Here is a 24,981-nt window from a genome sequence, read left to right as displayed (position 1 = left end):
TCTTCTCCGCCCGTTAACGACCGATCATTTGCAGATGTTCCGCCACCGGCCCTAAGGCCAGCGCCGGGATAAAGGTCAGCGCGCCGACCAGCAGCACGGTGCCTGCCAGCAGGGCAATAAACAGCGCCCCGTGAGTCGGCAACGTGCCCTGGCCCGCGGGCTGAACCTTTTTCAGCGCCAGAGAACCGGCGATCGCCAGTACAGGAATAATGATGCCAAAGCGGCCCACCAGCATGCAGAACGCCAACAGCAGATTCCAGAACGGCGTGTTCGCACTCAGCCCGGCAAAGGCGCTACCGTTGTTATTGGCCGCCGAGGAGACGGCATACAGCACTTCCGAGAAGCCATGTATGCCGGGATTCAGCATGCCGCTGCGCCCGGCCTCAGTCATCATCGCCAGCGCCGTGCCCAGCAGCACCAGGCTCGGTGTCACCAGGATCGCCAGTGCGGTCATTTTCATTTCCCATACGTCGATTTTCTTGCCGAGATATTCCGGGGAACGACCGATCATCAGCCCGGCGATAAAGACCGCCAGCATCACAAACAGCAGCATGCCGTACAGCCCGGCACCCACGCCGCCGAAGACCACTTCCCCGATTTGCATCAGCCACATCGGCACCATGCCGCCAAGTGCGGTAAACGAATCGTGCATGGCGTTGACGGCACCACAGGAGGCTGCAGTGGTAATCACCGCAAACAGGCTGGAATTGAGGATGCCAAAGCGCGTCTCCTTGCCTTCCATATTGATAGCGCTGTCAGCACCGAGCGTGAGGAAGTGTGGATTCCCATTGAGCTCGGCCCACATCACCACCGCCACCGCCAGGATAAACATCAGTGACATCGTCCACAGCAGCACATGTCCCTGACGGGTATCGCGCACCACCTCACCGAAGGCAAAGCACAACCCTGCCGGGATCAGGAAGATCGCCAGCATCTGGACAAAATTGCTGTATACCGTCGGGTTTTCAAACGGATGAGCAGAGTTGGCGTTGAAGAAACCACCGCCGTTGGTGCCAATCATTTTGATCGCTTCCTGCGAAGCGACAGGCCCCATCGGCAGCGTCTGCTTCACACCTTCCAGCGTGGTCAGGCTCAGATAGCTGTCGACATTTTGCAACACACCCTGGCTGACGAGGAACAATGCCATCAATAGCGACAGCGGCAGCAGGACATACAGCGTAATGCGGGTAATATCGCGCCAGGCATTACCCAGCTCCCCCAATGCTCGCCGAGCAAATCCGCGCATCAGCGCGAAGGCCACGGCGATCCCGGTGGCAGCCGAGAGGAAGTTCTGAACAGTCAGCCCGACCATCTGGCTGAAATAGCTCAGGGTGCTTTCCCCGGCATACGCCTGCCAGTTAGTGTTGGTGACAAAGCTAACGGCGGTGTTGAGCGCCAGATGCCAGCTGAGGTCCGGTAGCTGCTGAGGGTTCAACGGCAGACTGGCCTGGTTCGCCAGCATGACAAACAGCAGCAGTAAGCCGCAGGCGTTGAACAGCAGGATCGCCCAAAGGTAACGCTGCCAGCTCATGCCTTCCGAGGCCACACCACTAAGACGCCACAGGATGCGTTCCGCACCAGCCAATCCGGGGAGCGGACGGTCATCCACCAGACGTGCCAGCCCTTTCCCAAGCGGACGGGCCAACAGCATCAGCAACACCATGTAACTGGCAATCAGTAAAAAAGCAGGTGCGGCCATTAGAATTCCTCCGCATGGATTAGGGCATACACCAGGTAGCCCAGCAGCAAACAGACCAGCACAATGCCAGTAGTGACAGCGACGCTCACAACACACCTCCAAAGGCGTTTTTCAGTAACGCTATTGTTGCGAGTAGCGTGCAAAGTTGATGTAAAAATGCAGGGCTGGGGTGTAAAGAAAGTATAAAAATGGGCGTGAAAACAGGGGAATCGATGATGATGGCGACAGGGCATTGCCCTGTCGCGCTGATAATGACTAAATAACGTAGCTGTTCATCTTTGAAGTCATGCTCCGTCAGGGTTTTATCACCACGTCTTTAATCTTTGGTTTTGGCGTGATACCCCCCGCGACCAGCCATACCGCGACGATGATCACCAATCCTCCGGCGATAAATCCTTTTGAGAGGGTTTCTCCAAGGAACAGATAACCCCACAGAATGCCAAACGGCGGGATGAGGAAAGTCACCGTCAGCGTTCTTAGCGGGCCAATATCAGCAATCAGACGAAAGAACAAAATATAAGCCCAGGCAGTACAGATCAGCCCCAGCGCCAGCACACAAAGCCATACGCCTGGATGGTTCCACTGCACTACAGGCTGGATGATCAGCGAACCGATAAACACCGGAAGAAGAAAGATACTGGCGCCAATCTGGCTGCCCAGCGCGACCAGCCGGGCATCCAGACCACCGCGATCGCCAATCCACTTTTTAGTCAGAAACCCGGCGCTGGCGTAACAAGCCGTCGCCACCAGACACGCGGCAATGCCCAGCAGCACCTCATGTGTCAGGGCCAGGCTGCCGGTAGTGGTCAGCAGTACAATTCCCACCAGGCCCAGTACCACCCCAACGATTTTTCTCAGCGTAAAGGTTTCACTGAAACAAAGACCCCCAATAAGCACACCCATCAGCGGTGTAGTGGCATTCAGGATCGCCGAATAGCCCGCTGGCAGCCATTTTGCCGCCAGGCAATACATCACAAAAGGCACAGCCGAGTTGATCACCCCCAGTAACATCGCCGGCAACGCTTTACCATGAAAGGCGATATGGGTCCGTAGTACCAGCAACAGCGCTATCAGGCCAACACAGCCAAACACCACGCGTAAAAACGCGGTATTCAGCGAACCAAAATAGGGAGTGGCTACGCGCATAAATAAAAAACTGGCTCCCCAAATCGCCGCGAGTAACATTAAACGACCGATATCCCCTTGCTTCACAACACGCTCCTGAAGACTGATTATTGACACTGAACGGTCACACGCCGACTGTGGTTAATCCTCTTTATAGACTGCAGCAGAAAAAAAAAGCAACCTGTCTACTGGTGATTACCCCTCGAGGACCGATAAGAAATAGCATGATTCAATAGAGACAGTTCAGAAAGAGAAATTGTATGCTTCCATAAAAAACATCGCCAACACAATAAAAACAGAAGAAAACTCCAAATAAACGGAATTAACATAGAATGACAAAATGTATTTTGTCTTTAAGGATATGATAAAGAAAATAACCAACTCACGACATGGACAGTCAGATATTATGAAAATTTTAATTGAAAGTGAAAATTTTTTCTATAAAAAAGGATTGGAGTCGTTGCTTCAACAATCAGCACTAGAAAGTGCATTAAGCGACTTTGGATTTATTACTGATGATGATAGCACAGAGAAGAGCGAGATAACTAATATTACACTCAGAGATTCATCTATAAGTATAAATTTATTCAAAAACACAAAAAAATTGGATGAACCACACATCAGCAAAGAAAAATCAACTTTGCACATTCCTTTTGCTTGTAAAAATAAAAAAATAACTGATATAAAAAGGATAATTGAAAAAATAATTTTCATCGCAAGCATGGATAGCAATGACTTCATAAATGATGATTTTTACAGAATAACAGGATTAAAAAAACATGAGCAACTGTCTCTAACCGAAACTAAAATAATGCTATTACTAGGCAGGGGGAATAACATAAGGAATATATCAAGACAGATAAATCGTTCTGAGAGAACGATTAACGTTCATTTTAGAAACGCATCAAGGAAGATGAAATTCAATAAAAAAACTGACTTTTATAATTATGCAAAATTTATTGTAACCTGTCGACGAAATGAAAGAAAAACGTTATGTATATAACGTACAACATTGAATATTCGAATGAATCATTAAGAGGAGGTCGATTTTATCACGGACCTCCTCAGTAAAGAAAAATCAAGGATTCAAATGGAAGTAAAACATTTGGTAAACGTTATTTATTTCCTAGTGGTTTAGTTTTAGGTGTAAATGAATTCATAATTTGAACATAATGCTTACGCTGAAAATCAGTGAAATCCTGATCGGCGACAAGAGTAAAAATCATCAACATATTATTTCCAGGATTGTAGTCTGGATGCTTAGGCAGTTGCGTATAAGACTGGACTTGACGGACAAAATTGCCATTTTCAAGATAACGATGAGCGACCTGAACGACGGGGAGTTTTGCAGGCCCAATTTTATGTTCGAGTTGTTTTCCTTCACTCTTAAAGCCAGGAAGGGTATTTTGCATTGTTTTCATCTGCTTCTCGCAAAAAGTCACCACCGTTTGGCCTTCTGCCATCATAACCCGGTTAATAATGATATTATATTCGTAATTTTCAGGATCGCGAAAACGCATTACATTAACAGTAACATCGACAACAGGGATATCAGTGAGGAAATCGCCCTCTAATACTTCATAAGTAATCATTTGATAACTCGCTTGTTAAATAGAAAATATTACAACTTAATAAAGCTGTGATTTTTTTGTTAAAAAAGAAAAAGCCGCTACCATTTTTCCTCGATGACTTCACCCCACCCTGCTTTGTCGATGAATGGACTAATACGAACAGAATGAGGGTTTAAACTTTCTTCCGAAGTAAAATCAAGCGATAGTGAAAAACTGCCATCTTCCGAATTTGAAATTCTCTCATTTATTTCAGCGTTATAGAGAGTATGCTGTTCGAGCAGCGTGTTATCTTCCGTATAGACACCGACATACCAGTAAAGAGCATCTTTTCCTAACGTGGTTATTCTGGATGAGTCAAAGTTAACCGTTCTTTTATTGACACCGACAAGCAATGAACGCCAAAGCCCTTCGATCAATTCCCCGTTGGCGAAATAAGCTTTATGCTCATCTCCAATGACATCCGGATGAACCAGACAGCGAGAAAAATCCACTCCTGCCGTTCTCTCGAAATCACTCAGGCTACGTTGCTTACCAAGACAGTAAATGCCATGATCACACTGCTCAGTGGCCTTATGGCCGAGTAAGGTTTTTACTCTGTTTTTAGATATAGCGTCTCTTTCCCACCAAGCTTGATCAATGCTGCCTTTAGTTTTTGCCTCATTGCCATGATCTGTCCAGACTTTCACATGGTCTTTTCTGCCGTAAAAATGCCATAGCAATACTTTTTGAGGATGAAAAATGTCATAGCCATGAGTAAATGCCCTGACTGCCATGGCTATTTCTTCACCCTCAAAAAATATCTGAGGATCATTAGGAACTTCTGTAACAAAGCTCCCTAATGAAAAAATAAATCCTCCAGCAAGATAACTTCCTCTGACCGGGTACGTAACATCGTCAGTCATCACATAAGGGCTCAGCTGTAAAATTTTCTCCTGAGAAAACCCTCTGAACATTAATCGAGTCAGATCGTTTTTTCTATCCTCTAAATTATCCGGTTGATAGGACGGTGGATAACATGTGAGAATAGGTTTAGGACTCAAAACAGTTAAATAATTCAATACCTCAACCATTTGGCTATCCCAGCCGGATATAAAACGACAGTGGGAGTCAATCTGCAGGAAGTATTCTTCCTTATTATAAAGTGTTTCTGCAATATGTCTGGCCCAACAGGCACCCTGGCTCTGGTAATAATGAACGCTTATCACATGGATCACCGCGCCTCGATAGCTGAAGAGATAGAGTTGAAAGCCATGATGAAGTCGCTGCTGGGTAAGCTGCATTCCTTTATCGAGAAAAATAGAGATGTCTTCATCACACTGCCAGCAAATACTGATATGTAGGGACTGTGGGCTGACAGACTGAGAAATCATATCCATTAAAGTAGGAATAAGTTCTGAATCGCGATAGCTCGCGATGCTAACAAAAACACAAGGTACATTATCCATTTTATACCCTCATCTTAAATATTAAATATGTGTTAATTTACTTGTAATACAATCTCAGCTCTGGCATCAAATTTACCACCGGTGGGTCTTTTACTTGTCTTGCCAGGTGACGCTAATGTCGCCGTCCATTTAAACTGCGCAGGGACTTTATCGTTGCTTGTTACTTTTCTCAAACTTGAACCATCCACGGCAATACTGGCTCCTTCATTATCTCTTATTTGAATTCTCAGACGATCCGTATATCCTCCGGCATCGGTGACAGTAATATATTTACCATCAGGGGTACGGGCGTCCGCAATGATTGAAGCAAAGACAGAATAGCTTCCATAGTCAGTCCTGCAGTTCATTTCAAAGTCGAGGGGACGTTCAACCCCTGAATCCGCCAGGGCTGGTGTGACAGTATTAAAATCGATGTTTTTTGTGCTCTCAAAAGTACAGGCCGGTGTACTATTGAGTGTAATTTTTCCTATATTAAGTTTTTGTGCATAATTCGACATTGCATTGACACCAACATAATTATAGGCGGAATCACCGCCATCAAAGACAACATTTTCTTTATTAGGCATCAAACGAATCACTTCTGCCGTTTTAAAAAACTCAACTACGAAATAAGAATTAGCAAAATAGACTATGCGACTTAACTGCATAGGGAGATTACCGGCATAAGGGATGTCTTTTTTAACAGTGCCATTATCCCACCGAATTTTCATACTCACACCAGGAATATTGGTAGAGTACATATTATTTCCATCCGGAGTAGGAAGACCGTAAGGCATTCCTCCATAAGAGATGCCAGGCGTACAGTTGATATAGGTCACAGCGTGTCCCGCCAGGGGGGAAGTGATCGTAGCGAATGGCATGGCGGTATCGACGGGCTTATCGGCACTGATACTCAAAACCTGCGCAGGGAGAATAAACGTAACGGGGGGGCCCCTATCTGATTCCCCGGTTGTGTCGAGGGTACATTCAGCCTGCAAAGCGGTACTGACTAACGCACAACATGCCATTAAAATTTTCACTCCAAAAAATTTCATTTATGTGTTCTCGCTGTCAATTTTATTAATGAGTTCTGATGGAAGGATTTTCATTAGCTCAGTGAAACGTTTTCCAACCATGCTTTCTGTTAGTTCCAGTAATAAGATCACTGGACTACTTGGCTCCATACGCGTAAACCACGATCTAATCTCAATTAACTGTGCTAAAGCATCCTGGCGATTTTCTATCTTATGGTTAATTTTCGCTGTTGAAACAGAGCACTTTGCAGACTGCAATGCACCTTTTTGCACTTCACGTGGTGTGGTGCTGGCATCGTCCTGCACTGATTCAAGATGGGTTTCATCGCTTTCAGGTTCAGATAAATCCGCTTCAACAACAGATGACGATTGTGGAAAAAGAGTGAGGAGATGGGTGATAACCGGCAACTCGGGAGCCTCTTCACCGAGGCTGTCCCTCAAGGAGTGCCGGATTGCCAGCAAAGATTTCATTGCACAGTTCAAAGAGATAATCTCTTTATCAGCCTGTTGATGCCACTCCTCTAACATTGCAGAGATCATCGCTTCGGGAAGCGCATCCGGTTCACGAGGAGTGGCGAATGATTTCTCAAAATCCTTTAAGGAAATAACCTGGCCCGCCGCTTTAGGCAATTTGTGATTTCTTAAGTCTGTAATTAACCCCGAAGCATCATCCATTTCTGAAAATGCATTGGCCCGCATGACGGGCTCAAAGTCACCTTCATCAAGCAATAAGGGGTAATACTGTTCAGGATAAATTTCGATGAGGGCTTTTAAGGCTGTGATTCCTTCCTCTACCGCCAGTAAACCGATTTGCCTTAAGCGACAGCGGATCATAATAATAAACAAACGTACATCTTTGCTTTTCTGCATCAAGGCAGCACACTCGCGCTGAACCTCTGACCAATTTACAGGTTCTGCCTGTTCAACAAAATTACCGTATTCAGCACCCTGTTTCGGTTGAATTTTAGACAGGAGAAGAATAAAGGCTGAATCATACTCAAGACTGTCGCCACATGGAAATTCATCCGAAACAGGCTGCAAAAATCCACTATAAAATTGACTTAGTTCAGTGATGATAGTATCAGACACAGGCTCCCTCCTAATTAACCTCTGGCATATATGCCCATCCCCGGCATACACGAGATAAAAACCACAGACCATCTAGCTGTGGCAATAAATTTCCGGTTCAAAGCTCATGCCAGAAACCGGTTCTATGTTATTCAGTCTTTCGAGCCAGGTCGCATAGCCAAGCTGATGTGTACCATTTAGCGTTGCATGAGGAACCTCTTCTGCAGCCAAAACCAGCTGTATATCCCATGCATACTCATACCCAACAAAGTTTTTTACCCACTCCTGCAAGACTGGAAGATCATCTCCCCAGGGACTGAACTGCATATATTCTTTAAGGGTTAGAGGGCCTAAAATGAGTTTGAACTTGTGCTGACAATCTCTCACGGTATTGCCTAGAATAGCCCCGTCGCCAAGCAGCATCGCACAGGCATCATCGCCTAAAATAGTTTGATCGCACTTATCCAGACGTATCCACTGTTCTGCAAACTCCTCCATTCGCACAGGTACCTGAAAATAATAATGTAAAGCGCCAATGATCCCTTCCGGGTTACGGGATTCACGAATCAGGTGAGAAGATGATGCTAATCGAGCGTGTGGCGGTAAGTGAGAATGTTCAAGTTCTTGTGCATCAATACCGATTAGGCTTCCGATATAAAATGAAAATCTCTCATCATATTTACGGTCAAGAGAGGCCGTATCCTGCGATAAAAACCACGCACGATACAGCAACGATAATGCGCGATGATGAAATATATTAACAAAATCAATCAGCGTATTATCGTAAGCTTCTGATCGAGAATAGGCCAACTCAGAAAAATGCAGCGGCATCGCCCCCTGAGGGCCCCATATTCCTAAACCAAATAGCTCAAGGTTAACCTTGCCGTTCTCCATTGAAATAGCCGATATTTCACGCGGAGCAAAAGCCATATAAGCACACTGCCCGACCCGGAAAGCCTCCTGCACAGGAAGTTTAGCCCTGCCAATCGGTGGCATATCAGTCGTCTTTGCCGCTATTGCACGCATTAAGCTAATGTAGCCCGCATTCCAGGGTTCATCCTGCTTGAACCACGTGTCTAGCTCGGAGGCTGTTGGTTGAATATGCGAATTGTCTTTCATATTCAAAGTGCTCCACGCCTTCCAGGCCGCGCTCCCCAGCGTGCAATAAGCCCTCTCTGCATTGAGTGTAATTCTGTCTCAGTAAAAATATTTATCGCAGCATGGCGAGCCAGATAGTTTTCCATGATAAGGCCAAATAAGTATGGACTAATGCCCGAAAATCCCTCTTCATCTACCGTTAAGGTACAGCGAACTCCCCGACCGTAAACCAGCAGGCCATCTCCTGGAATACGCCGAATGACAGGTTCACTTTTGCATCCCACAAGACTGTTAACCTGAGCGATCGACTCCTGATCCGCACCATTGAGGAAGAGGCTAAGCATATTACGCAGCGATTCCCCACCTAACCCATGGTCCATATCCGAGAGTGGAAGGTAATTAAAACTTAGTTGACGAATTAACCGCCATGATGCTTCTCCCAAGGCAAATGCCGCACGCGGAGTACTGGGTTGGCAGACAAACGTTGCACCATGAACAGGAACTGAACCTGGCATTGTCAGATCGAAGCTACCACTTGCCTTGATAAGGCGAGGAAGATCCCGATTAGTCACCATCGCATCAATAGACAGATACCTGATATCATCGCTAAAAGGCGCCTCATTCTGATCGACCAGTGAAACGAATACTTCAGTGCTCACATAGGGGATCCGAGTATCATATTTTCGGGTATTTCTATCCTTGACTCTGGCTTCTCTACGAATAGAAAAATAGCGCCCAAAGTTTCCATCATCAGAATGTCGGGTATGGTACAGGGGTTTAAAAACAACCTCATCACTGCTTTCAGCTTTCTGCCCCAATAGCCGATTTACTGAGAAAACTTCATAGTCTAAAGGCCTGCTCCGGTCAGGAACAACATGGAAACTATTCAGTGCCCTGTTAACTTCGATTCTATCAACTAACTTAGGAAAAAGATTGATAACCGGGGTGCAGTGCAGAAGAAACCGGGATGCGTCAATATGGCCGATTAAATCTTGTGGCAATCGGTCAAGTAAAATAATGAGTTCAGCCTCATTGGAGTTATTTTTTTTCAGACTATTTGCCAGATGATTTAACGTGAAAAAATAAAATCGCTGACGACAGGAGAAATACTCCTGGATGAGGTTATGGCCGTGGAACATGTTCCATGAAAGCGGCAAAACGCTTTGTTCCGGTTTTAGCCCCTCGAAGGTAAGTGGTTTTTCACTGACAACGACATCTTCTACCTTAGTCTCACCTGATGCATCACCTGCGCGCACAACCATAGCCACATGGCTGGTATGTAATAGTTCAAAAATATGTGAGACGATCCTTTCATCACCATCAATATAAAAAGGTAACTGGTCGAGACCTTCTAGCTGTGAGAATACGATATCACCCTGTAATTTTAGCTTGATGCGTAACGCACCTTTGAGTCGGGAATTAGATATGCGATATCGCTCCAGATTGGGGAGATCAGGAGGAATAGAGGTCAGGCGTGCGTCAATAATTTCAACCGGCCAAAGTGTGAGATCCTGTCCGTTGCGAAACTCACAACGGGTAGCCTCGCCCGGTAAAATCCTGGTATGAAAAGTGCTATTTTGGGGAACTAAATACCCCTGCATCAAATCACCTTCTTTCAGATTAGGCTGTAATTGCACAACACCGATTGAAGGAGTAGGAGAGTTATAATTTGGATAGACAACATCCAATAACCTTTGAGTAAATTTAGGGAATTCAGCATCCAGTTTTATTTGAGTTCGGGCGGAAAGAAAACAAAATGCCTCAATAAGTCTTTCAACATAAGGATCAGCAACATCTATGCCATGCATTCCCAGGCGGCCAGCAATTTTAGGATGTTTCTCAGCAAACTCACGTGACATTTCTTTCATAAACGTAAGTTCCTGATTATAATAATCAAGAAATTTATGCTCCACTGACATTTCTCACTAGATTTGTATCAGCCACTCTTATTAGCGAATAATGATTTTTCGCTAGCTATTTTCCACTAATGATGGAAATCGACCCTTTTTATATTTTCAAGGTTCTACTTCATCTATATAGACGAAAGAACATAACATAAAAAAAGAAAAACAAAACCACAAAAATTGTCCAAAAAATGACTTTAGGAATATTGACCGATTCATATTCCTAAATCAAATTCAGACAAGAAGTTTATCTTCAGTTGCCATATTGAAATTTAGTACTATTGAGAAACAGATGAAGTTAATTTTATCAGCTTCTTCTTCATTAGGATTAAGGGATGAATTAGTGGCTATCACAAGAAAAAACTTATTTGGAAAACTTAACAATTCGTTGTTTAAAAGCATTGAAAGTGCGACAACTTATTGTAAACTTCGCGGCAATCCATATGTCGAAATAACCCATTGGCTCAACCAGTTATGGCAGCAAGAAGACAGTGATCTGAAAAGTATTTTCAGGCATTTTGAACTTGATGCTGCTACCCTGGAGCGGAATCTTTCTGAAGCAATCATCAGATTACCTACAGGTGCCAGTACTATTTCTGATTTTTCATATCACATTGAGCTCGCCATTGAGCGTGCATGGATTTATGCAAGTCTGGAATGCTACGCCAGTCGTATCAGAAGCGGTCACCTATTGATTGCGATGCTGACGACGATGGAATTGCGGCGTGTATTATCCGCGATCTCTCCAGTATTCGACAATGTTCAACTTGATGTATTAACTAAAGATTTTAACTACATTACGCGTTCATCTACTGAAGCAAATGAGTCAGAAGATGATGTACAACATGATAGCGATCTGCCGGGTCAGGCCAGCAATGCTATCAATACAAATGAAAACTCAGCGTCTCTAAGGCAATACTCCACAGATCTTACTGCATTAGCACGTGAGGGGAAAATTGATCCCGTGCTGGGCAGAGACCATGAGATCAATACCATGGTCGATATACTGCTGCGCAGACGCCAAAATAACCCGCTATTAACCGGTGAAGCTGGCGTAGGTAAGACAGCAGTAGTGGAAGGATTAGCCCAGGCGATTGTTGCTGGTAAAGTTCCACCTTCGCTTTCTCAAGTACGCCTGTTATCTCTGGATATCGTTGCTCTCTCTGCGGGTGCCAGTATGAAAGGCGAGTTTGAAGCACGCCTGAAATCCGTGCTAGATGAAGCCATTGGATCACCCCAACCCGTTATTCTCTTTATTGATGAAGTCCATACGCTTATTGGTGCAGGAGGCAATGCAGGAACTGGCGATGCAGCCAACTTGCTTAAGCCCGCTCTTGCCCGTGGCCAGCTTCGTACGATTGGTGCAACCACCTGGAGTGAATTTAAACGTCACATTGAGAAAGACCCTGCGTTAACGCGACGTTTTCAGGTATTGCAAGTCGAGGAGCCTGATGAAGACACCGCTACTTCAATGTTACGTGGTCTGGTTCCTATGCTCGAAAAGCACCATAAAGTCTGGATAATGGACGAAGCACTACAGGCCGCAGTGCGACTTTCTCATCGTTACATTCCTGCCCGTCAGTTGCCTGATAAAGCGATCAGTTTACTGGATACGGCGTGCGCACGTGTTGCAGTCATGCAATATGCACCGCCAGCTGAGCTTCTGCTCAGAAACTTCCAGGCAGAAACAGCCCAAACTGAGCTATCACTCGCAGAGAAAGCACTTGCGTTCGGTAAAGAGCAACGTCAGCGCATTGATGAGTTACAGCAAGATATTACGCAATACGAAGAGCAGGCACAGGTTCTTTCTTCACGTTGGGAGCAGGAAAGAACACTGGTTGCTGACATCGTCGCAACCCGAGAAGAGCTCAATACACTCATCCAACAAGAATCATCATCAGAAGAGATCAGCCTAGCCCAGAAGAAACTTGGCGCACTGGAAACAAAGCTCAAAAAGAGCCGACAGGAACATCCGCTGGTCCAGGCTGAGGTTAACGCCGAAGTCATAGCCAGTATTGTTGCTAACTGGACAGGTATACCCGTCGGCCAGATGATGAAGGATGATATTCGGACTGTACTGGAGTTGCCATCACGTCTTGAGGAAAGAGTGACAGGCCAGCCTCATGCTTTAGATTTGGTGAGCCAGAGTATTCAGGCCTCCCGATCAGGTTTAGCCGATCCCGGAAAACCTATTGGTGTGTTTATGCTTGTGGGGCCATCTGGTGTAGGAAAGACAGAAACTGCACTGGCACTGGCTGAGCAACTGTATGGCGGTGAGCAGAATCTTATCACTATCAATATGAGTGAATATCAAGAAGCCCACACCGTTTCTTCGCTAAAGGGATCGCCTCCAGGTTATGTTGGATACGGTGAAGGTGGTGTCTTAACGGAAGCCGTACGCCGGAAACCCTACAGCGTCATATTGCTGGATGAAATTGAGAAAGCGCATCCAGATGTTCATGAGCTATTTTTCCAGGTCTTTGATAAAGGCTGGATGGAGGATGGTGAGGGGCGCCACATAAATTTCAAAAATACTATTTTACTGTTAACGAGTAATGCGGGTAGTGAAGTGATCAGCAGTGTCTATGCGGATATTGATACGGCCCCAGACATAAATGGCTTAAGAAAATTATTACAACCAGAGCTATTAAAAACATTCCCAGCGGCATTTTTAGGGCGTGTCAGTGTTGTTCCCTACTTACCATTACAACATTCTACACTTGAGCATATTGTAAGAGTTCATTTGGATAGAATCGGAAAACGTTTACATGAACAACATCATGCATCGCTTCAGTATGATCATCAGTTGGTGAAGTTCGTTGTAGAACAGTGTCCTGTCGCAGAAACAGGTGCACGTATGCTAATTCGTTTTATTGAGCAAAACATCATGCCAGAGATGGCACGTAAAATACTCAGCAGTGAAAATGGTGTTGATGGAAAAAATATCAACTTAAGCATAAATGCGGATAAGGAAATAACCATACTATTCCCAGAAAAGGAGATTTCACAAAAAGGAAAAGTCAAAAGGGCAAGCAGCGCAATAGTTTAAGTACAAAAACATTATCACTAGGATTATAGAGGTTATATATCATGGAAAAGATGAAGATTTATGCAACCGTTCTGGCACTTAGCCTCACAGCTTCTTACTCTTATGCTGAAGATCTAGGGGTCGGCCAAGGTAAAGTGACATTCAACGGAAAACTGATTACTGAAACCTGTCAGCTTGTAGATGGCATGGATGATATTATCGTTCCCCTGCCAACATTATCGATAAAAACGCTCGCAACTGCTGGTGCCACAGCAGGTAGTAAGGTTTTTGAGATCAAGGTTAAAGATTGCCCTACTGAAATAACAAAGGTTGCAGCACACTTTGAAGCCATTGGCAGCACTGGCGTGGATTCAAAAACAGGCAACCTGGAAAATAAGGCAGTGACTGTAGGCGAAGATAAACCGGCAACAGGTGTTCAAATCCGTCTGTATAACTCTGATGCAGAGCAGAATCAGCTGTTACTGGGTGATACGGGTGCATCATTTGATGTTCAGGAAGGAGGAACAGCAACAATGCGCTATTATGGTGGTTATTATGCGACTGCTGCAACAACCCCAGGTCTTGTTACCGCTACAGCCCTGTATACCCTGAGTTACCCATAAAACCCCTGAATACTTGGCGGGTAATTAATCCGTGATTATTCATTAATCACGGATTAGGAATTGAGTGAGTCAGATAATACGAAATGCAACAGTTATCTGGCTCCTCTACTGCTTTATGCTCTCCTTTTCATATTAAGATGATAATGCAATGATCTATAAAACACTCATAGCGGCAGTTACTTCTATTACATTGTCAGCGAGCTCAATGGCAGCGATGACCATCGCGGGGACGCGTGTTATTTTCCCCGGTGGTGAACAAGAAGTCACAGTAAGAACAACGAATAAAGGAGATAAACCTACTTTAGTTCAGGTTTGGGTTGATGATGGACGTTCTGATGCTGATGTCAACACAATGAAGGTACCGTTCATTATTACTCCCCCGGTGTATCGCGTAGAGCCAGGTAAAGGACAAAGCCTACGACTGATCTATAACAACATGGTATTGCCAACAGACAGAGAATCTGTTTTCTGGTTAAACATGCTGGAAATCCCCCCCGTCTATAAAGGTCCAGCGAAAGACAGATTAGAACTGGCTTTCAGAACAAGAATAAAAATATTCTATCGTCCTAAATCTTTGGACAAAGCGACGAGTAAGTTGGGAGCGAAAGACCTGAAGTGGACGGTAGTAAAACAAGAAAAAAAGGTGAAGGTCAACAACCCTACTCCTTATTACTATTCTTTTGACACCATGACGCTCTTTTCTGGCGTACAAAAAGTGAAAGTGAATGCAGAAATGGTCGCGCCATTTTCATCATCAGAGTTTGTTTTTTCTAAAAATTCACCGGCAATTACGAATCTTACTGGTGGCGAATTTAGTTTACTAAATGATTACGGGGCAGCTGTGATTGGTAAACTGAAGGCAAAAGGAGAAGAATTAACGCTCGAAAGTATGAAGTAGAAAGCATTTCATCTAAAGATTCTCATTGGAAAAAGGAGCTTACCAATTGAGCAATTTAATATCGAAAAGAGGCATAGCACAGAAAAAAATTAACATCATCAGCATTCGAATTTTCAGTGCATGTAAACTAGTCGCAGGCATGGTTTGCTCAGTTGCTGTCGCACAAGATGGCGGAGAGACAAAAATAGCCAATGGCGAAAGTGATCCAATAAAAGTTGATTATAACCCGATGTTCATCCACGGTTCAGAGGTGGACGTTTCACGTTTCAGTGAAGGTAACAGAATTGAACCTGGTGTTTATAGTATTTTCATAGTGGTTAACAAAACTCACCGTATAAAATATGACGTCACCTTTAAAAATTCCAAAGACAATCCCAACTCTCAGCCGTATTTTACACTTCAGGATCTAAAAAACCTTGGGATAAAACTGAACTCAGAAAACAAGCTGCATCTACAAACTGATGAAAAACTAAAGGATGCCAGTTTCACATTAAAAAGTATCATTGAAGATAGTTCGGTGCATTATAATGCCGGAGATTATGAGTTAAATATCACCGTACCTCAGATAAATATTATTTATCGCCCACGAGGTTATATTGATCCCAGTACATGGGATGCTGGCGTTCCCGCTATTTTTCTTGATTACAATGCAAATATGTATCGCAGTTATACTGGCTCAAAGTACGGAACCAGGAGTAATAACATTGTATACACGGGTAATATTGGTATGCAGACAGGATTTAATGCTAAAGGATGGCGCTTCAGAAAGCGCCTGAACTTGGGTATGTCCAGTCGTGGGAGTTCGCACACACAGAATTTATTTGGTTTTGCTCAAACGGACATCATTAGGTTACAAAGCAGCCTCACGATTGGTGATAGTAATACCAGAGGAGATATCTTCGATAGTTATAATATTCGAGGCATTATCTTACAATCAGATGAGCGTATGTTGCCGGAAGGATTAAGAAACTATGTTCCTGTATTGAGAGGCGTGGCAGAAACAAATGCTAAAGTCACCATTACACAGCGTGGGCAGACAGTATATCAAACAGTCGTTCCACCTGGACCGTTTGAGCTTACTGATGTTGGGGCAATGGGATATGGTGGCGACCTCGAGATGACTGTAACAGAAGCCGATGGTCGGGTCAGAAGTCAAAGCATTCCCTTCTCGGCACCACCTATGTTACTACATCAGGGTGTATCTTTGTTTAGTGTCAATGCAGGGGAGCTCAGAGAAGATAAATTAAGAACGAAACCGAAAGTGATGCAGGGTGTCTACCAGTACGGTGTGGGCAATATGTACACACTTTATGGTGGTGGACAGTTTGCGCAGCGTTTCTATTCAATGGCTCTGGGTAACGCATTTAACACGCCGATTGGTGGATTATCGCTGGATGTCACACACGCAAAAAGCCAACTATCTGAAAATAAAAATAAAACTGGTAATAGTTTTAGAGTGGGTTTTAGTCGATATTTAGAAACAACAAATACAGATCTCACTCTTGCTGCGTATAAGTACTCAACGGCAGGATATTATACGTTTAGAGAAGCAAGCCTTGAGCGGTATGCTCATAGCACTAACCAAGAATCAGATTATCGGGCTAAACAACGCCTGACACTGACTATTGGCCAGCGTTTATGGAATGATGCTTATCTAAACTTCACTGGCAGCATGTATCAATACTGGGACAATAGGCCCGGAACCAGACAATACTCCCTTACCTATAATAAGTCTGAAAGATACTTTTCTTACTCACTTACGGGTATGCGAACGATGAATAGTAACCGTAGAAATGAGAACACGTATATGTTGTCTTTCAACATACCACTTGGCCAGAGTATCAGCAGCCAGCCAGTATTTAACTCAATATATACCACTCTGACGCATGATGAGGGTGGAGGATCCTCTCTGCAGGTCAATGCCAATGGTAGCCAGGGTGAAATGAATGAGCTGAACTATGGGATTGGAACAACAACGACGAAAAATCATAACGAAGGGACTAAGGAAACAGTCTCTGGTAATGCTTTCTATCGTTCTCCTGTAGGAAACCTCGGCCTGACAGCATCGGCTGATAATAAATCAACCAATCAGGTTTCTTTCTCTGCTAACGGGAGTGTGATCGGTCATCAGGGCGGCATTACGGCGGGCCCGCCTATAGGTGATTCTCCTTTTGCTATCATCAACGCCCCAGGAGGAAGGGGGGCTAAAATACTAAACGGCTATGGTTCTAAAGTTGACTCAAATGGATATGCCATCATGCCTTCATTAACCGCATATCGGGAAAACACAGTCTCTATCGATACCAGAGGACTTCCAGCCACGGTTGATGTGCTAGAAAGTGAAAGCACGGTTGTACCAAGAGCGGGCTCAGCCATTTTGGTTAATATGAAGACAATTGTTGGCACGCCTTACATACTTATAGTAAAGCATTCTGATAACAGTTACCTTCCGATAGGAACCGAATTGTTCAATGAGAATGGCGTAAGCCAGGGAATTATTGGGCAAAGTGGAATGGCATTTATTCGCGGCTGGGATCCAACGATAAATACACTTAATGCTAAATGGGATGAAGGCCGAAGTGTGTGCCGTATTCTTCCTAACAAGAAATGGATTGCGCCATCCGACAAAGGTAATAATCAGATAGTTACCATGGAGGTAAAATGCATAATTTAAATAACTCCCACCCATTTTTGAGTAAAATCCTATATTCAGGAATGCTGTTAGTGGTTATAGTAACAGTTAGCCCAAATATTGTAGCTGCTCAAGACTGTAAGAACTGCACAGTCGATGTTTCATTTACTGGAATATACAATGATGAAACATGCGAAATTGTGATCAATGGCAAAGAAAACACGGACATTGTTGAATTACCAGTAATATCGACTCAAAGCCTTAAAGTACCAGGAAGTGAAGCCGGCAGTGGCGCATTTGATATTGGTCTAAAAAACTGCCCGACGAATAGAAATATAATTTTAAAGTTCGTCAGTAATACATCACAAGCAGACCCATTAACTGGAAACTTATTAAATACATTAGGTGATGGATATAGCAAAAACACACAAATAAGACTCCGAAAAGAAGACGGAACACAAATTAGCATTGATGACCAGGTCAGCGCACAGAACTACTTTATTTCTGAATCAGGCGATATGGTAACGCATGACTATATTGCAAACTATTATTCAAGTGGTAAAAAAGGTGTGACTCCCGGTTTAGTAAAAACTACGGCGGGAATAGAGCTTTTTTATAAATAAAAACGTTAATGACACCAAACAGCGTCCAAAAAAAACAACTTTACAACCAGATAAATTATAGATAAATATCACTCTCGATATTAATCTATATGCTCATGGAACTTATTAAAAAGGAGTAGTAATGGCGATCAATAAGAGCAGTGCGCAGAAGTTCATTGCCAGAAACCGGGCACCTAGAGTCCAGATCGAATATGATGTTGAAATTTACGGAAGTGAAAAAAAAATCGAGCTGCCTTTTGTGATGGGCGTGCTGGCTGATTTATCTGGAACACCTTTAGAACCACTTCCCGCGGTTGTTGACCGAAAGTTTCTTAGTATTGACATTGATAACTTCGATGAACGAATGAAAGCAATGAAGCCTCGGGTTGCATTTGCTGTACCTAATACGTTAACCGGAGAAGGCATGTTAATGATTGATATGACCTTCGAAAGCATTCACGACTTTTCACCCGATGCTATTGCAACAAAAGTTGATTCTTTATCTCAGTTACTTGAAGCAAGAACACAACTGGCTAACTTACAAACTTACATGGATGGTAAAGCAGGGGCTGAGAGCCTGGTCACTCAAGTGCTGAAGGATAAAGCATTACTCAATACACTGGCCAGTGAAGCAAGACCGACCCCGCCAGATACCAATGCTTCTGAGAACGACTGATTATTGTAGAGGGAACTATGTCAACTCAAACTGTAAAAAATGAAAAGCCGGCTGTAGCGACAACCTCCTATAGCGACTTCAATGCTCTTTTGACAAAAGAATTTAAGCCTAAATCTGAACAGGCGAAATCTGCTGTTGCATCAGCAGTCAAAACATTGGCTGAACAAGCGCTGGCGAACTCTCTGACAATTGCTGATGACGCATATAAGAATATTGCTGTCTACATCGCTGAAATTGACAGAAAGCTCTCAGAGCAGATCAACCTGATTCTTCATCATGAAAAATTCCAGTCGCTGGAAAGTGCGTGGCGGGGACTGCATTATCTTGTCAATAATACTGAAACAGATGAAAAGCTGAAACTTCGTTTTATGGATATATCTAAAAACGAACTGAGGCGTAACCTGAAAAGATATAAGGGAATTGCCTGGGATCAGAGTCCTTTGTTTAAACAGGTTTATGAAGAGGAATACGGTCAGCTGGGTGGTGAGCCTTATGGTTGTCTGGTTGCGGACTACTATTTTGATCATACGGCACCCGATGTTGATCTGCTGGCATCAATTGCTAAGATTTCTGCTTCAGCTCACTCCCCATTCATCACGGGTGCTGCCCCATCGGTGCTGCAAATGGAGTCATGGCAAGAACTCGCCAACCCGCGTGATTTGACGAAAATTTTCACGCAAAACCTGGAATACGCAGCATGGAATTCACTGCGTAATTCTGAAGACTCACGCTACATCGGCCTCGCAATGCCTCGATTCCTGTCACGTCTCCCTTACGGAATTCGCACAAATCCGGTAGATGCTTTTGACTTTGAGGAAACAACGGACGGAGCTGATCATAGCAAATATACGTGGTCGAACGCAGCTTACGCCATGGCAGTCAATATTAACCGTTCATTTAAACACTACGGGTGGTGCACCTTGATTCGTGGCGTTGAGAGTGGCGGTGTAGTGGAAGATCTTCCGTGTCATACTTTCCCTACAGATGACGGCGGCATCGACATGAAATGCCCTACGGAGATTGCAATTTCCGATCGCAGGGAATCTGAACTCGCTAAAAATGGTTTCATTCCATTAATTCATCGTAAAAATACAGATTATGCGGCTTTCATTGGAGCCCAATCACTACAGAAACCTGCTGAATATTACGATCCAGATGCAACCGCGAACGCTAATCTTTCAGCACGACTTCCTTATATGTTTGCCTGTTCACGCTTCGCTCATTACCTCAAATGTATTGTCCGTGACAAAATTGGTACATTTAAAGAACGTGATGATATGCAGAGTTGGTTGAACGACTGGATAATGAACTACGTCGATGGCGATCCAAATAACTCGTCAATGGATACCAAAGCGCGTCGTCCATTAGCAGCAGCTGAGGTTGTTGTAGAGGATGTTGAAGGAAACCCAGGGTTTTATCAGGCCAAATTCTTCCTGCGCCCTCATTTCCAACTTGAAGGTCTGACTGTGTCTTTGCGTATGGTTGCTAAACTACCTTCACTTAAAGGCTCTAACTGATAAAGCCTGAAATAATAAAATTGCATTCGGATTTATCAAATAAACCACAATATGAAAAAAATTAAATTTTCCTAAAGTAGGAAATGCAGCTGTCGCACTTGTTGTGGCTTTTATCACATAGAAAAAAGGAATTATCATGTCACAAGATATGTTTATCAAAATTGATGGTATCGACGGTGAATCTCCAGATGCTGTTCATAAAAACGAAATTCAGGTCCTGAAATGGAAATGGGACGTGAGTCAGCATTCGAACATGCACAGTGGTTCAGGTGGTGGTTCAGGAAAAGCATCTGTTAATGATTTTTGCTTTGAGCACTATACTGACAAAGCCAGTCCTAACCTGTTGAATTACTGTCTGACAGGTAAGCACATCAAAAACATTCAATTTGTCGTACGTAAAGCGGGTGGTAACCCTCTTGAGTATTTGATGATTAAATTTACAGATGTCATTATCACTTTAGTTGAAATGACAGGTTCTGTAGAAGATGAATCTCGCCCTCGTGAAACCGTGAAATTCTCATTCTCGAAAATGACACAAGATTACATTATGCAGAACGCCGAAGGTCAGAAGTCTGGTGTTATTTCTGCGACTTATGATGTTAAAGCTAACCAGCACGGTTAATATGTATCTGGGAAATAACTCACGATCTTAGTGATAGTGAGCATTGCCAATAGAAACATTGCCCAGGAAATCACTTGGCTTCCTGGGCATTCTAAATTCGATTTTCATACTGATTAACACAGTTGGTATTTATAGCATTAAGAACAATCGTACAGCTTAAGTTTTATGCCGCGTAGTCTTCTTTTATTACATTTTATAAAATAGATTTTTATGATGACAAAATGGTTAAAAACGTCCGCAGAACGCTATACACTGCTATTTTTTGCAATTTTTTTCATCTCAGCTTTGACATCATGCAGTTTGTTTCCTGGAGAAAAAAGCCAGGAAGTTATAAAAGTTACATTGTTAGCATCGAGTGATGTAAATCTTAACATTCATAACAGGCCATCACCTCTTGGCATTTACATTTATGAGTTAAAAACACCCGATACTTTTGATAACAGTGATTATTACTCAATAATAAACAACACCAATATCGAATTTTCACAACAATCGAGCAAATTGTATCAGGCTATTTTGATGCCAGGTGAAAAAAGAAATATTGAGATTAAACCTGGGAAATCCAGTGTAGCTCTGGGCGTCGTCGCCGCATATCGGGATATAAACATTGCGGACTGGAACAAAGCTATCATGTTTCCAGATGTTAAACCTGTTCCTTGGTGGAAGTTAATACATTCAGAAGAACCAAAAGCCCTGAGTATTGACTTTAGTAAAACTTCAATCTCAACAATAAAATGGATTAAGATGTGAGAACGAATAAAGTCGTCTGGAGCGAAGGACTGTTTCTACGTCCCCAACTATTCCAACAACAAGAACGCTATTTAGAATATTTTGTACATAAGCGCACAGCGACCCTCAATCCTTTTTTTTGGGGTTTTTCCCAATATGATATCGATAAAGAAGCGCTGGCATATGGGAAACTGGTTCTCAGATCAGGAGGCGGCGTTCTACCTGATGGAACACCATTCGATATCCCTGAGCATGCAGAAATTCCTGAGCCACTGACCATCAGTCCAGACCATTTAGGAAAGATGATCTATCTTGCCGTTCCACTTCGTCTGGAAAACAGTGATGAGACGATCTTTGATAGCAACAATCAGAGTTCTCTCGCACGATTTTTGGCCTATGAAACGAGTCTTAACGATACTAACGCGATTAGACAAGGCGCTAAACCTGTTCAATTAAGTCGGCTACGTATGCGCCTGGTACCCGAAACAGAAATGACGGAATCCTGGCTCGGTCTGCCATTAACTAAAGTTAAGGCAATGCAGCCGGATGGTAGTGTATTACTTCACTCAGAGGACCATATTCCACCAGTCACCGCTTACGCAGCCAATATACTTCTGACAGAATGGTTAACTCATCTTAATGGCCTGGTTAAAATGCGAGCAGAAATGCTAGCAACTCGTCTATCCGCCAGTGATGGAAAAGCGAGTGCCGGTGCAGAGGTTGTTGACTATTTGCTGCTACAAATTTTCAATAAATATGAACCACTTCTTGATCATATCAGGCATATTCCTGAGCTGCCGCCGATCCTCATATATCAAGAACTAGCAAAGTTTTCGGGTGAATTATCCACTTTTGTACGAACAACAACACGCCGCCCGATAGCTGCGCCAGGTTACGATCATGCTCGACTTTATGAATCGATTCGGCCATTGGTTGATGAAGTGAACTATCTTTTGAATCAGATATTGGTACGGGCAGGACAAATGATCCCGTTACTACCAAAAGGAAATGGTGTCTGGTCTGCATCTATGTTGCCTGCAGAATTACACTCATTCTCAAACCTTGTGCTTGCTGTCCATGCACAACTCTCAATGGATGTGTTGCAGCAGCAATTTACCTCACAGACAAAAATTAGCGCCCCACAGCAATTGCATGAGCTGGTTAGATCGCATCTACCAGGGCTAGTCCTGCAAGCCTTACCGGTTCCTCCACGGCAGATTCCTTACAGTTCAGGTTATGTCTATTTCGATCTGCTCAAAAGTGGACCATTCTGGGAAAAAATCTCTGCTACAGGTGCAATAGCCCTACACGTAGCTGGTGAATTCCCTGGGATAAAAATGGAACTTTGGGGAGTCAGGAACTAATGAGCGAAATACAGGACCGTGGTCTTGAGGCTGAAGACGTCCCGCCAGAAGAACTTACACCTCAGGCGCTCGGCAGATTTCTGCCGGATGAGCACAGTATTTCCATTGATCATCGTGTTAAACAAAGCAATGAGGAGGATGAAATTGAACGATTTCTTCATAGCGAGAAGAACTATCTAAACGAAACATCGTTAAGAAGTGAGAGTGTCCAGCAGCGCCTGGTCAACATCAGGCAGGCTGAAAACCCACTACTGGAAGCGAGCCAATATTTGCTTCGCGCGTTAAGTGAAATGCCTGAACATGTCGATTCGGCAGAACATGTCGAAGTGCTCAAAAGAAGTATAAAAAATGAAATTAATCTCTTCGTTATTGTTTGCGATGAGATAGATGTCTCGTGGAAGAAAATGGCCATTGTTCGCTACTGTCTGTGTACGGCACTGGATGAAGCAGCGCATGAAAAAACGTGGGCGCAAAATGCTGGCTGGTCACAGAGCAACCTACTCAACCACTTCGAAGGCGATAACGACGGGGGTAACAAATTTTTCCTGTTAGTTGGCCGCCTCTCTATGAATCCCCATGAATATGCAGATGTTCTTGAGGTACTCTTGCGTATTCTTGGCCTTGGATTTGAAGGTCGTTACAGTATTATTGAAGATGGTGACCGTCAACTGACGAAAATAAGACAACGATTACTTACCATTATTCAAAGCACAAAAGATACAGCGTCGACGATTTTATCGCCACACGGTCTGGTTAGCCGCGGAAAGCCAAAACGTGAGAAGTTAATCGTTCCCGTACGTGTGACATTATTGTTATGCGGGATTTTAATTGCCTCAACTTTTTTTTGGTATAAGTACTGGTTATCCGTTAACCAGAGTGTTATTGAGCATAAAATTCTTGCGATGCAAAAATTGAACGTGGCAAAACCTGAGGCAAAGAAACTTAGGCTCGCATATTTACTAAGAAATGAAATAGCGAAAGGTCTGGTCAGTGTTGACGAGACGAAAGAGCAAAGTAAAGTCATATTCAAAGGTGATTCAATATTCGAAAGCGGTGCAACATCTGTAAAGCCTGAGATGGATTATGTTATGAATCGTGTCGCTAAAGAAGTACAAAGAGTCAATGGTAGTGTCCTTATTATTGGACATACCGATGCAACGCCGATTCACAAACCTGGAATTGAAAACAATACTATTCTTTCAGAGTTACGCGCTAAGGCGGTAGCCAGGCTTTTTGTTAACACCGGCTTATCTGAGAAAAAAATACATACTCAAGGCGTAGGTGATACTCAGCCAGTGAGTAGTAATAGCAAACCCGAAGGTCGTGCGCAAAACAGACGCGTAGAATTCTTCGTTACGTATTGATGA

Annotated in this window: 20 protein-coding genes; 12 read left to right on the top strand and 8 right to left on the bottom strand. The window is 43.7% G+C overall.

Annotated features, from left to right (window positions below):
* Positions 1-13: 13 nt before the first annotated feature.
* Both kdpA and HHI26_RS18215 read right to left on the bottom strand, forming a co-directional pair.
* Positions 14-1,699, bottom strand: a complete 1,686-nt coding sequence (kdpA, locus tag HHI26_RS18225) for a potassium-transporting ATPase subunit KdpA (protein WP_159337708.1) — start codon at positions 1,697-1,699, stop codon at positions 14-16.
* 294 nt (positions 1,700-1,993) lie between these two features.
* Positions 1,994-2,911, bottom strand: coding sequence for a DMT family transporter (locus tag HHI26_RS18215; protein ID WP_171149473.1), 918 nt, complete (start codon positions 2,909-2,911; stop codon positions 1,994-1,996).
* A 319-nt stretch (positions 2,912-3,230) separates the two neighbouring features.
* On the opposite strand from HHI26_RS18215, the gene HHI26_RS18210 reads away from it, so the two are divergent.
* Positions 3,231-3,827 (top strand): LuxR C-terminal-related transcriptional regulator, encoded by a 597-nt coding sequence (locus HHI26_RS18210; RefSeq protein ID WP_159337706.1) that lies wholly within the window; start codon positions 3,231-3,233, stop codon positions 3,825-3,827.
* Positions 3,828-3,939: 112 nt separating this feature from the next.
* On the opposite strand, the gene HHI26_RS18205 is transcribed toward HHI26_RS18210, so the two are convergent.
* The 6 genes from HHI26_RS18205 to tssF all read right to left on the bottom strand — a co-directional run bounded on the left by HHI26_RS18205 (position 3,940) and on the right by tssF (position 10,932).
* Complete coding sequence (locus HHI26_RS18205) at positions 3,940-4,416, bottom strand: DcrB-related protein (RefSeq protein ID WP_133844486.1); 477 nt, start codon at positions 4,414-4,416, stop codon at positions 3,940-3,942.
* A gap of 77 nt (positions 4,417-4,493) precedes the next feature.
* Complete coding sequence (locus HHI26_RS18200; protein WP_171149472.1) at positions 4,494-5,840, bottom strand: GlcNAc-transferase family protein; 1,347 nt, start codon at positions 5,838-5,840, stop codon at positions 4,494-4,496.
* Between the two features lie 32 nt (positions 5,841-5,872).
* On the bottom strand, positions 5,873-6,874 hold the full coding sequence (locus HHI26_RS18195; RefSeq protein ID WP_159337700.1) for a fimbrial protein: 1,002 nt from the start codon (positions 6,872-6,874) through the stop codon (positions 5,873-5,875).
* The gene (locus HHI26_RS18190; RefSeq protein WP_133844492.1) at positions 6,875-7,942 is read right to left on the bottom strand and encodes a type VI secretion system ImpA family N-terminal domain-containing protein; all 1,068 of its coding nucleotides are present in this window, start codon (positions 7,940-7,942) and stop codon (positions 6,875-6,877) included.
* Between the two features lie 72 nt (positions 7,943-8,014).
* A complete protein-coding gene (gene tssG, locus HHI26_RS18185) occupies positions 8,015-9,040 on the bottom strand; it encodes a type VI secretion system baseplate subunit TssG (protein WP_133844495.1) in 1,026 nt (341 codons plus the stop codon).
* Positions 9,041-9,042: 2 nt separating this feature from the next.
* Complete coding sequence (tssF, locus tag HHI26_RS18180; protein ID WP_171149471.1) at positions 9,043-10,932, bottom strand: type VI secretion system baseplate subunit TssF; 1,890 nt, start codon at positions 10,930-10,932, stop codon at positions 9,043-9,045.
* A 334-nt stretch (positions 10,933-11,266) separates the two neighbouring features.
* On the opposite strand from tssF, the gene tssH reads away from it, so the two are divergent.
* The 11 genes from tssH to tssL all read left to right on the top strand — a co-directional run bounded on the left by tssH (position 11,267) and on the right by tssL (position 24,978).
* Entirely contained in the window at positions 11,267-13,972 is a 2,706-nt protein-coding gene (tssH, locus tag HHI26_RS18175; RefSeq protein ID WP_133844912.1) for a type VI secretion system ATPase TssH, read from the top strand.
* Positions 13,973-14,013: 41 nt separating this feature from the next.
* Complete coding sequence (locus tag HHI26_RS18170; RefSeq protein WP_133844499.1) at positions 14,014-14,574, top strand: fimbrial protein; 561 nt, start codon at positions 14,014-14,016, stop codon at positions 14,572-14,574.
* 148 nt (positions 14,575-14,722) lie between these two features.
* Positions 14,723-15,472, top strand: a complete 750-nt coding sequence (locus tag HHI26_RS18165) for a fimbria/pilus periplasmic chaperone (RefSeq protein WP_133844501.1) — start codon at positions 14,723-14,725, stop codon at positions 15,470-15,472.
* A 46-nt stretch (positions 15,473-15,518) separates the two neighbouring features.
* The gene (locus HHI26_RS18160; RefSeq protein ID WP_241008310.1) at positions 15,519-18,146 is read left to right on the top strand and encodes a fimbria/pilus outer membrane usher protein; all 2,628 of its coding nucleotides are present in this window, start codon (positions 15,519-15,521) and stop codon (positions 18,144-18,146) included.
* On the top strand, positions 18,134-18,727 hold the full coding sequence (locus HHI26_RS18155; protein WP_241008309.1) for a fimbrial protein: 594 nt from the start codon (positions 18,134-18,136) through the stop codon (positions 18,725-18,727). Before HHI26_RS18160 ends, HHI26_RS18155 begins: the two co-directional genes overlap by 13 nt.
* Before the next feature lie 121 nt (positions 18,728-18,848).
* Positions 18,849-19,382 (top strand): type VI secretion system contractile sheath small subunit, encoded by a 534-nt coding sequence (gene tssB, locus HHI26_RS18150; RefSeq protein ID WP_133844503.1) that lies wholly within the window; start codon positions 18,849-18,851, stop codon positions 19,380-19,382.
* A gap of 17 nt (positions 19,383-19,399) precedes the next feature.
* Positions 19,400-20,899, top strand: a complete 1,500-nt coding sequence (gene tssC / locus HHI26_RS18145) for a type VI secretion system contractile sheath large subunit (protein WP_133844505.1) — start codon at positions 19,400-19,402, stop codon at positions 20,897-20,899.
* Positions 20,900-21,035: 136 nt separating this feature from the next.
* The gene (locus HHI26_RS18140; RefSeq protein ID WP_133844507.1) at positions 21,036-21,521 is read left to right on the top strand and encodes an Hcp family type VI secretion system effector; all 486 of its coding nucleotides are present in this window, start codon (positions 21,036-21,038) and stop codon (positions 21,519-21,521) included.
* A 210-nt stretch (positions 21,522-21,731) separates the two neighbouring features.
* Entirely contained in the window at positions 21,732-22,271 is a 540-nt protein-coding gene (tssJ, locus tag HHI26_RS18135; protein ID WP_171149470.1) for a type VI secretion system lipoprotein TssJ, read from the top strand.
* Positions 22,268-23,614: a type VI secretion system baseplate subunit TssK gene (gene tssK / locus HHI26_RS18130; RefSeq protein ID WP_133844511.1), complete on the top strand. Its 1,347-nt coding sequence runs from the start codon at positions 22,268-22,270 to the stop codon at positions 23,612-23,614. Before tssJ ends, tssK begins: the two co-directional genes overlap by 4 nt.
* Positions 23,614-24,978 (top strand): type VI secretion system protein TssL, long form, encoded by a 1,365-nt coding sequence (gene tssL, locus HHI26_RS18125; protein ID WP_133844513.1) that lies wholly within the window; start codon positions 23,614-23,616, stop codon positions 24,976-24,978. The genes tssK and tssL overlap by 1 nt, the downstream gene beginning before the upstream one ends.
* Positions 24,979-24,981: the final 3 nt, after the last annotated feature.

This window comes from Erwinia sp. JH02, assembly GCF_013074405.1.
In the GTDB taxonomy this organism is placed as follows: domain Bacteria; phylum Pseudomonadota; class Gammaproteobacteria; order Enterobacterales; family Enterobacteriaceae; genus Erwinia; species Erwinia rhapontici.
The sequence above is the reverse complement of the archived record's forward strand: the minus strand, read 5'-3'. Positions and strand labels throughout refer to the sequence as shown.

Bases quoted from the DNA above. Each gene is read 5' to 3' on its own strand.
- HHI26_RS18200 (WP_171149472.1), bottom strand. From the start codon at position 5,840: ATGGATAATGTACCTTGTGTTTTTGTTAGCATCGCGAGCTATCGCGAT.
- HHI26_RS18155 (WP_241008309.1), top strand. From the start codon at position 18,134: ATGCATAATTTAAATAACTCCCACCCATTTTTGAGTAAAATCCTATAT.
- HHI26_RS18210 (WP_159337706.1), top strand. From the start codon at position 3,231: ATGAAAATTTTAATTGAAAGTGAAAATTTTTTCTATAAAAAAGGATTG.
- tssJ (WP_171149470.1), top strand. From the start codon at position 21,732: ATGATGACAAAATGGTTAAAAACGTCCGCAGAACGCTATACACTGCTA.
- HHI26_RS18205 (WP_133844486.1), bottom strand. From the start codon at position 4,416: ATGATTACTTATGAAGTATTAGAGGGCGATTTCCTCACTGATATCCCT.
- HHI26_RS18195 (WP_159337700.1), bottom strand. From the start codon at position 6,874: ATGAAATTTTTTGGAGTGAAAATTTTAATGGCATGTTGTGCGTTAGTC.
- HHI26_RS18140 (WP_133844507.1), top strand. From the start codon at position 21,036: ATGTCACAAGATATGTTTATCAAAATTGATGGTATCGACGGTGAATCT.
- tssL (WP_133844513.1), top strand. From the start codon at position 23,614: ATGAGCGAAATACAGGACCGTGGTCTTGAGGCTGAAGACGTCCCGCCA.
- HHI26_RS18170 (WP_133844499.1), top strand. From the start codon at position 14,014: ATGGAAAAGATGAAGATTTATGCAACCGTTCTGGCACTTAGCCTCACA.
- tssB (WP_133844503.1), top strand. From the start codon at position 18,849: ATGGCGATCAATAAGAGCAGTGCGCAGAAGTTCATTGCCAGAAACCGG.
- tssG (WP_133844495.1), bottom strand. From the start codon at position 9,040: ATGAAAGACAATTCGCATATTCAACCAACAGCCTCCGAGCTAGACACG.
- kdpA (WP_159337708.1), bottom strand. From the start codon at position 1,699: ATGGCCGCACCTGCTTTTTTACTGATTGCCAGTTACATGGTGTTGCTG.
- HHI26_RS18165 (WP_133844501.1), top strand. From the start codon at position 14,723: ATGATCTATAAAACACTCATAGCGGCAGTTACTTCTATTACATTGTCA.
- tssC (WP_133844505.1), top strand. From the start codon at position 19,400: ATGTCAACTCAAACTGTAAAAAATGAAAAGCCGGCTGTAGCGACAACC.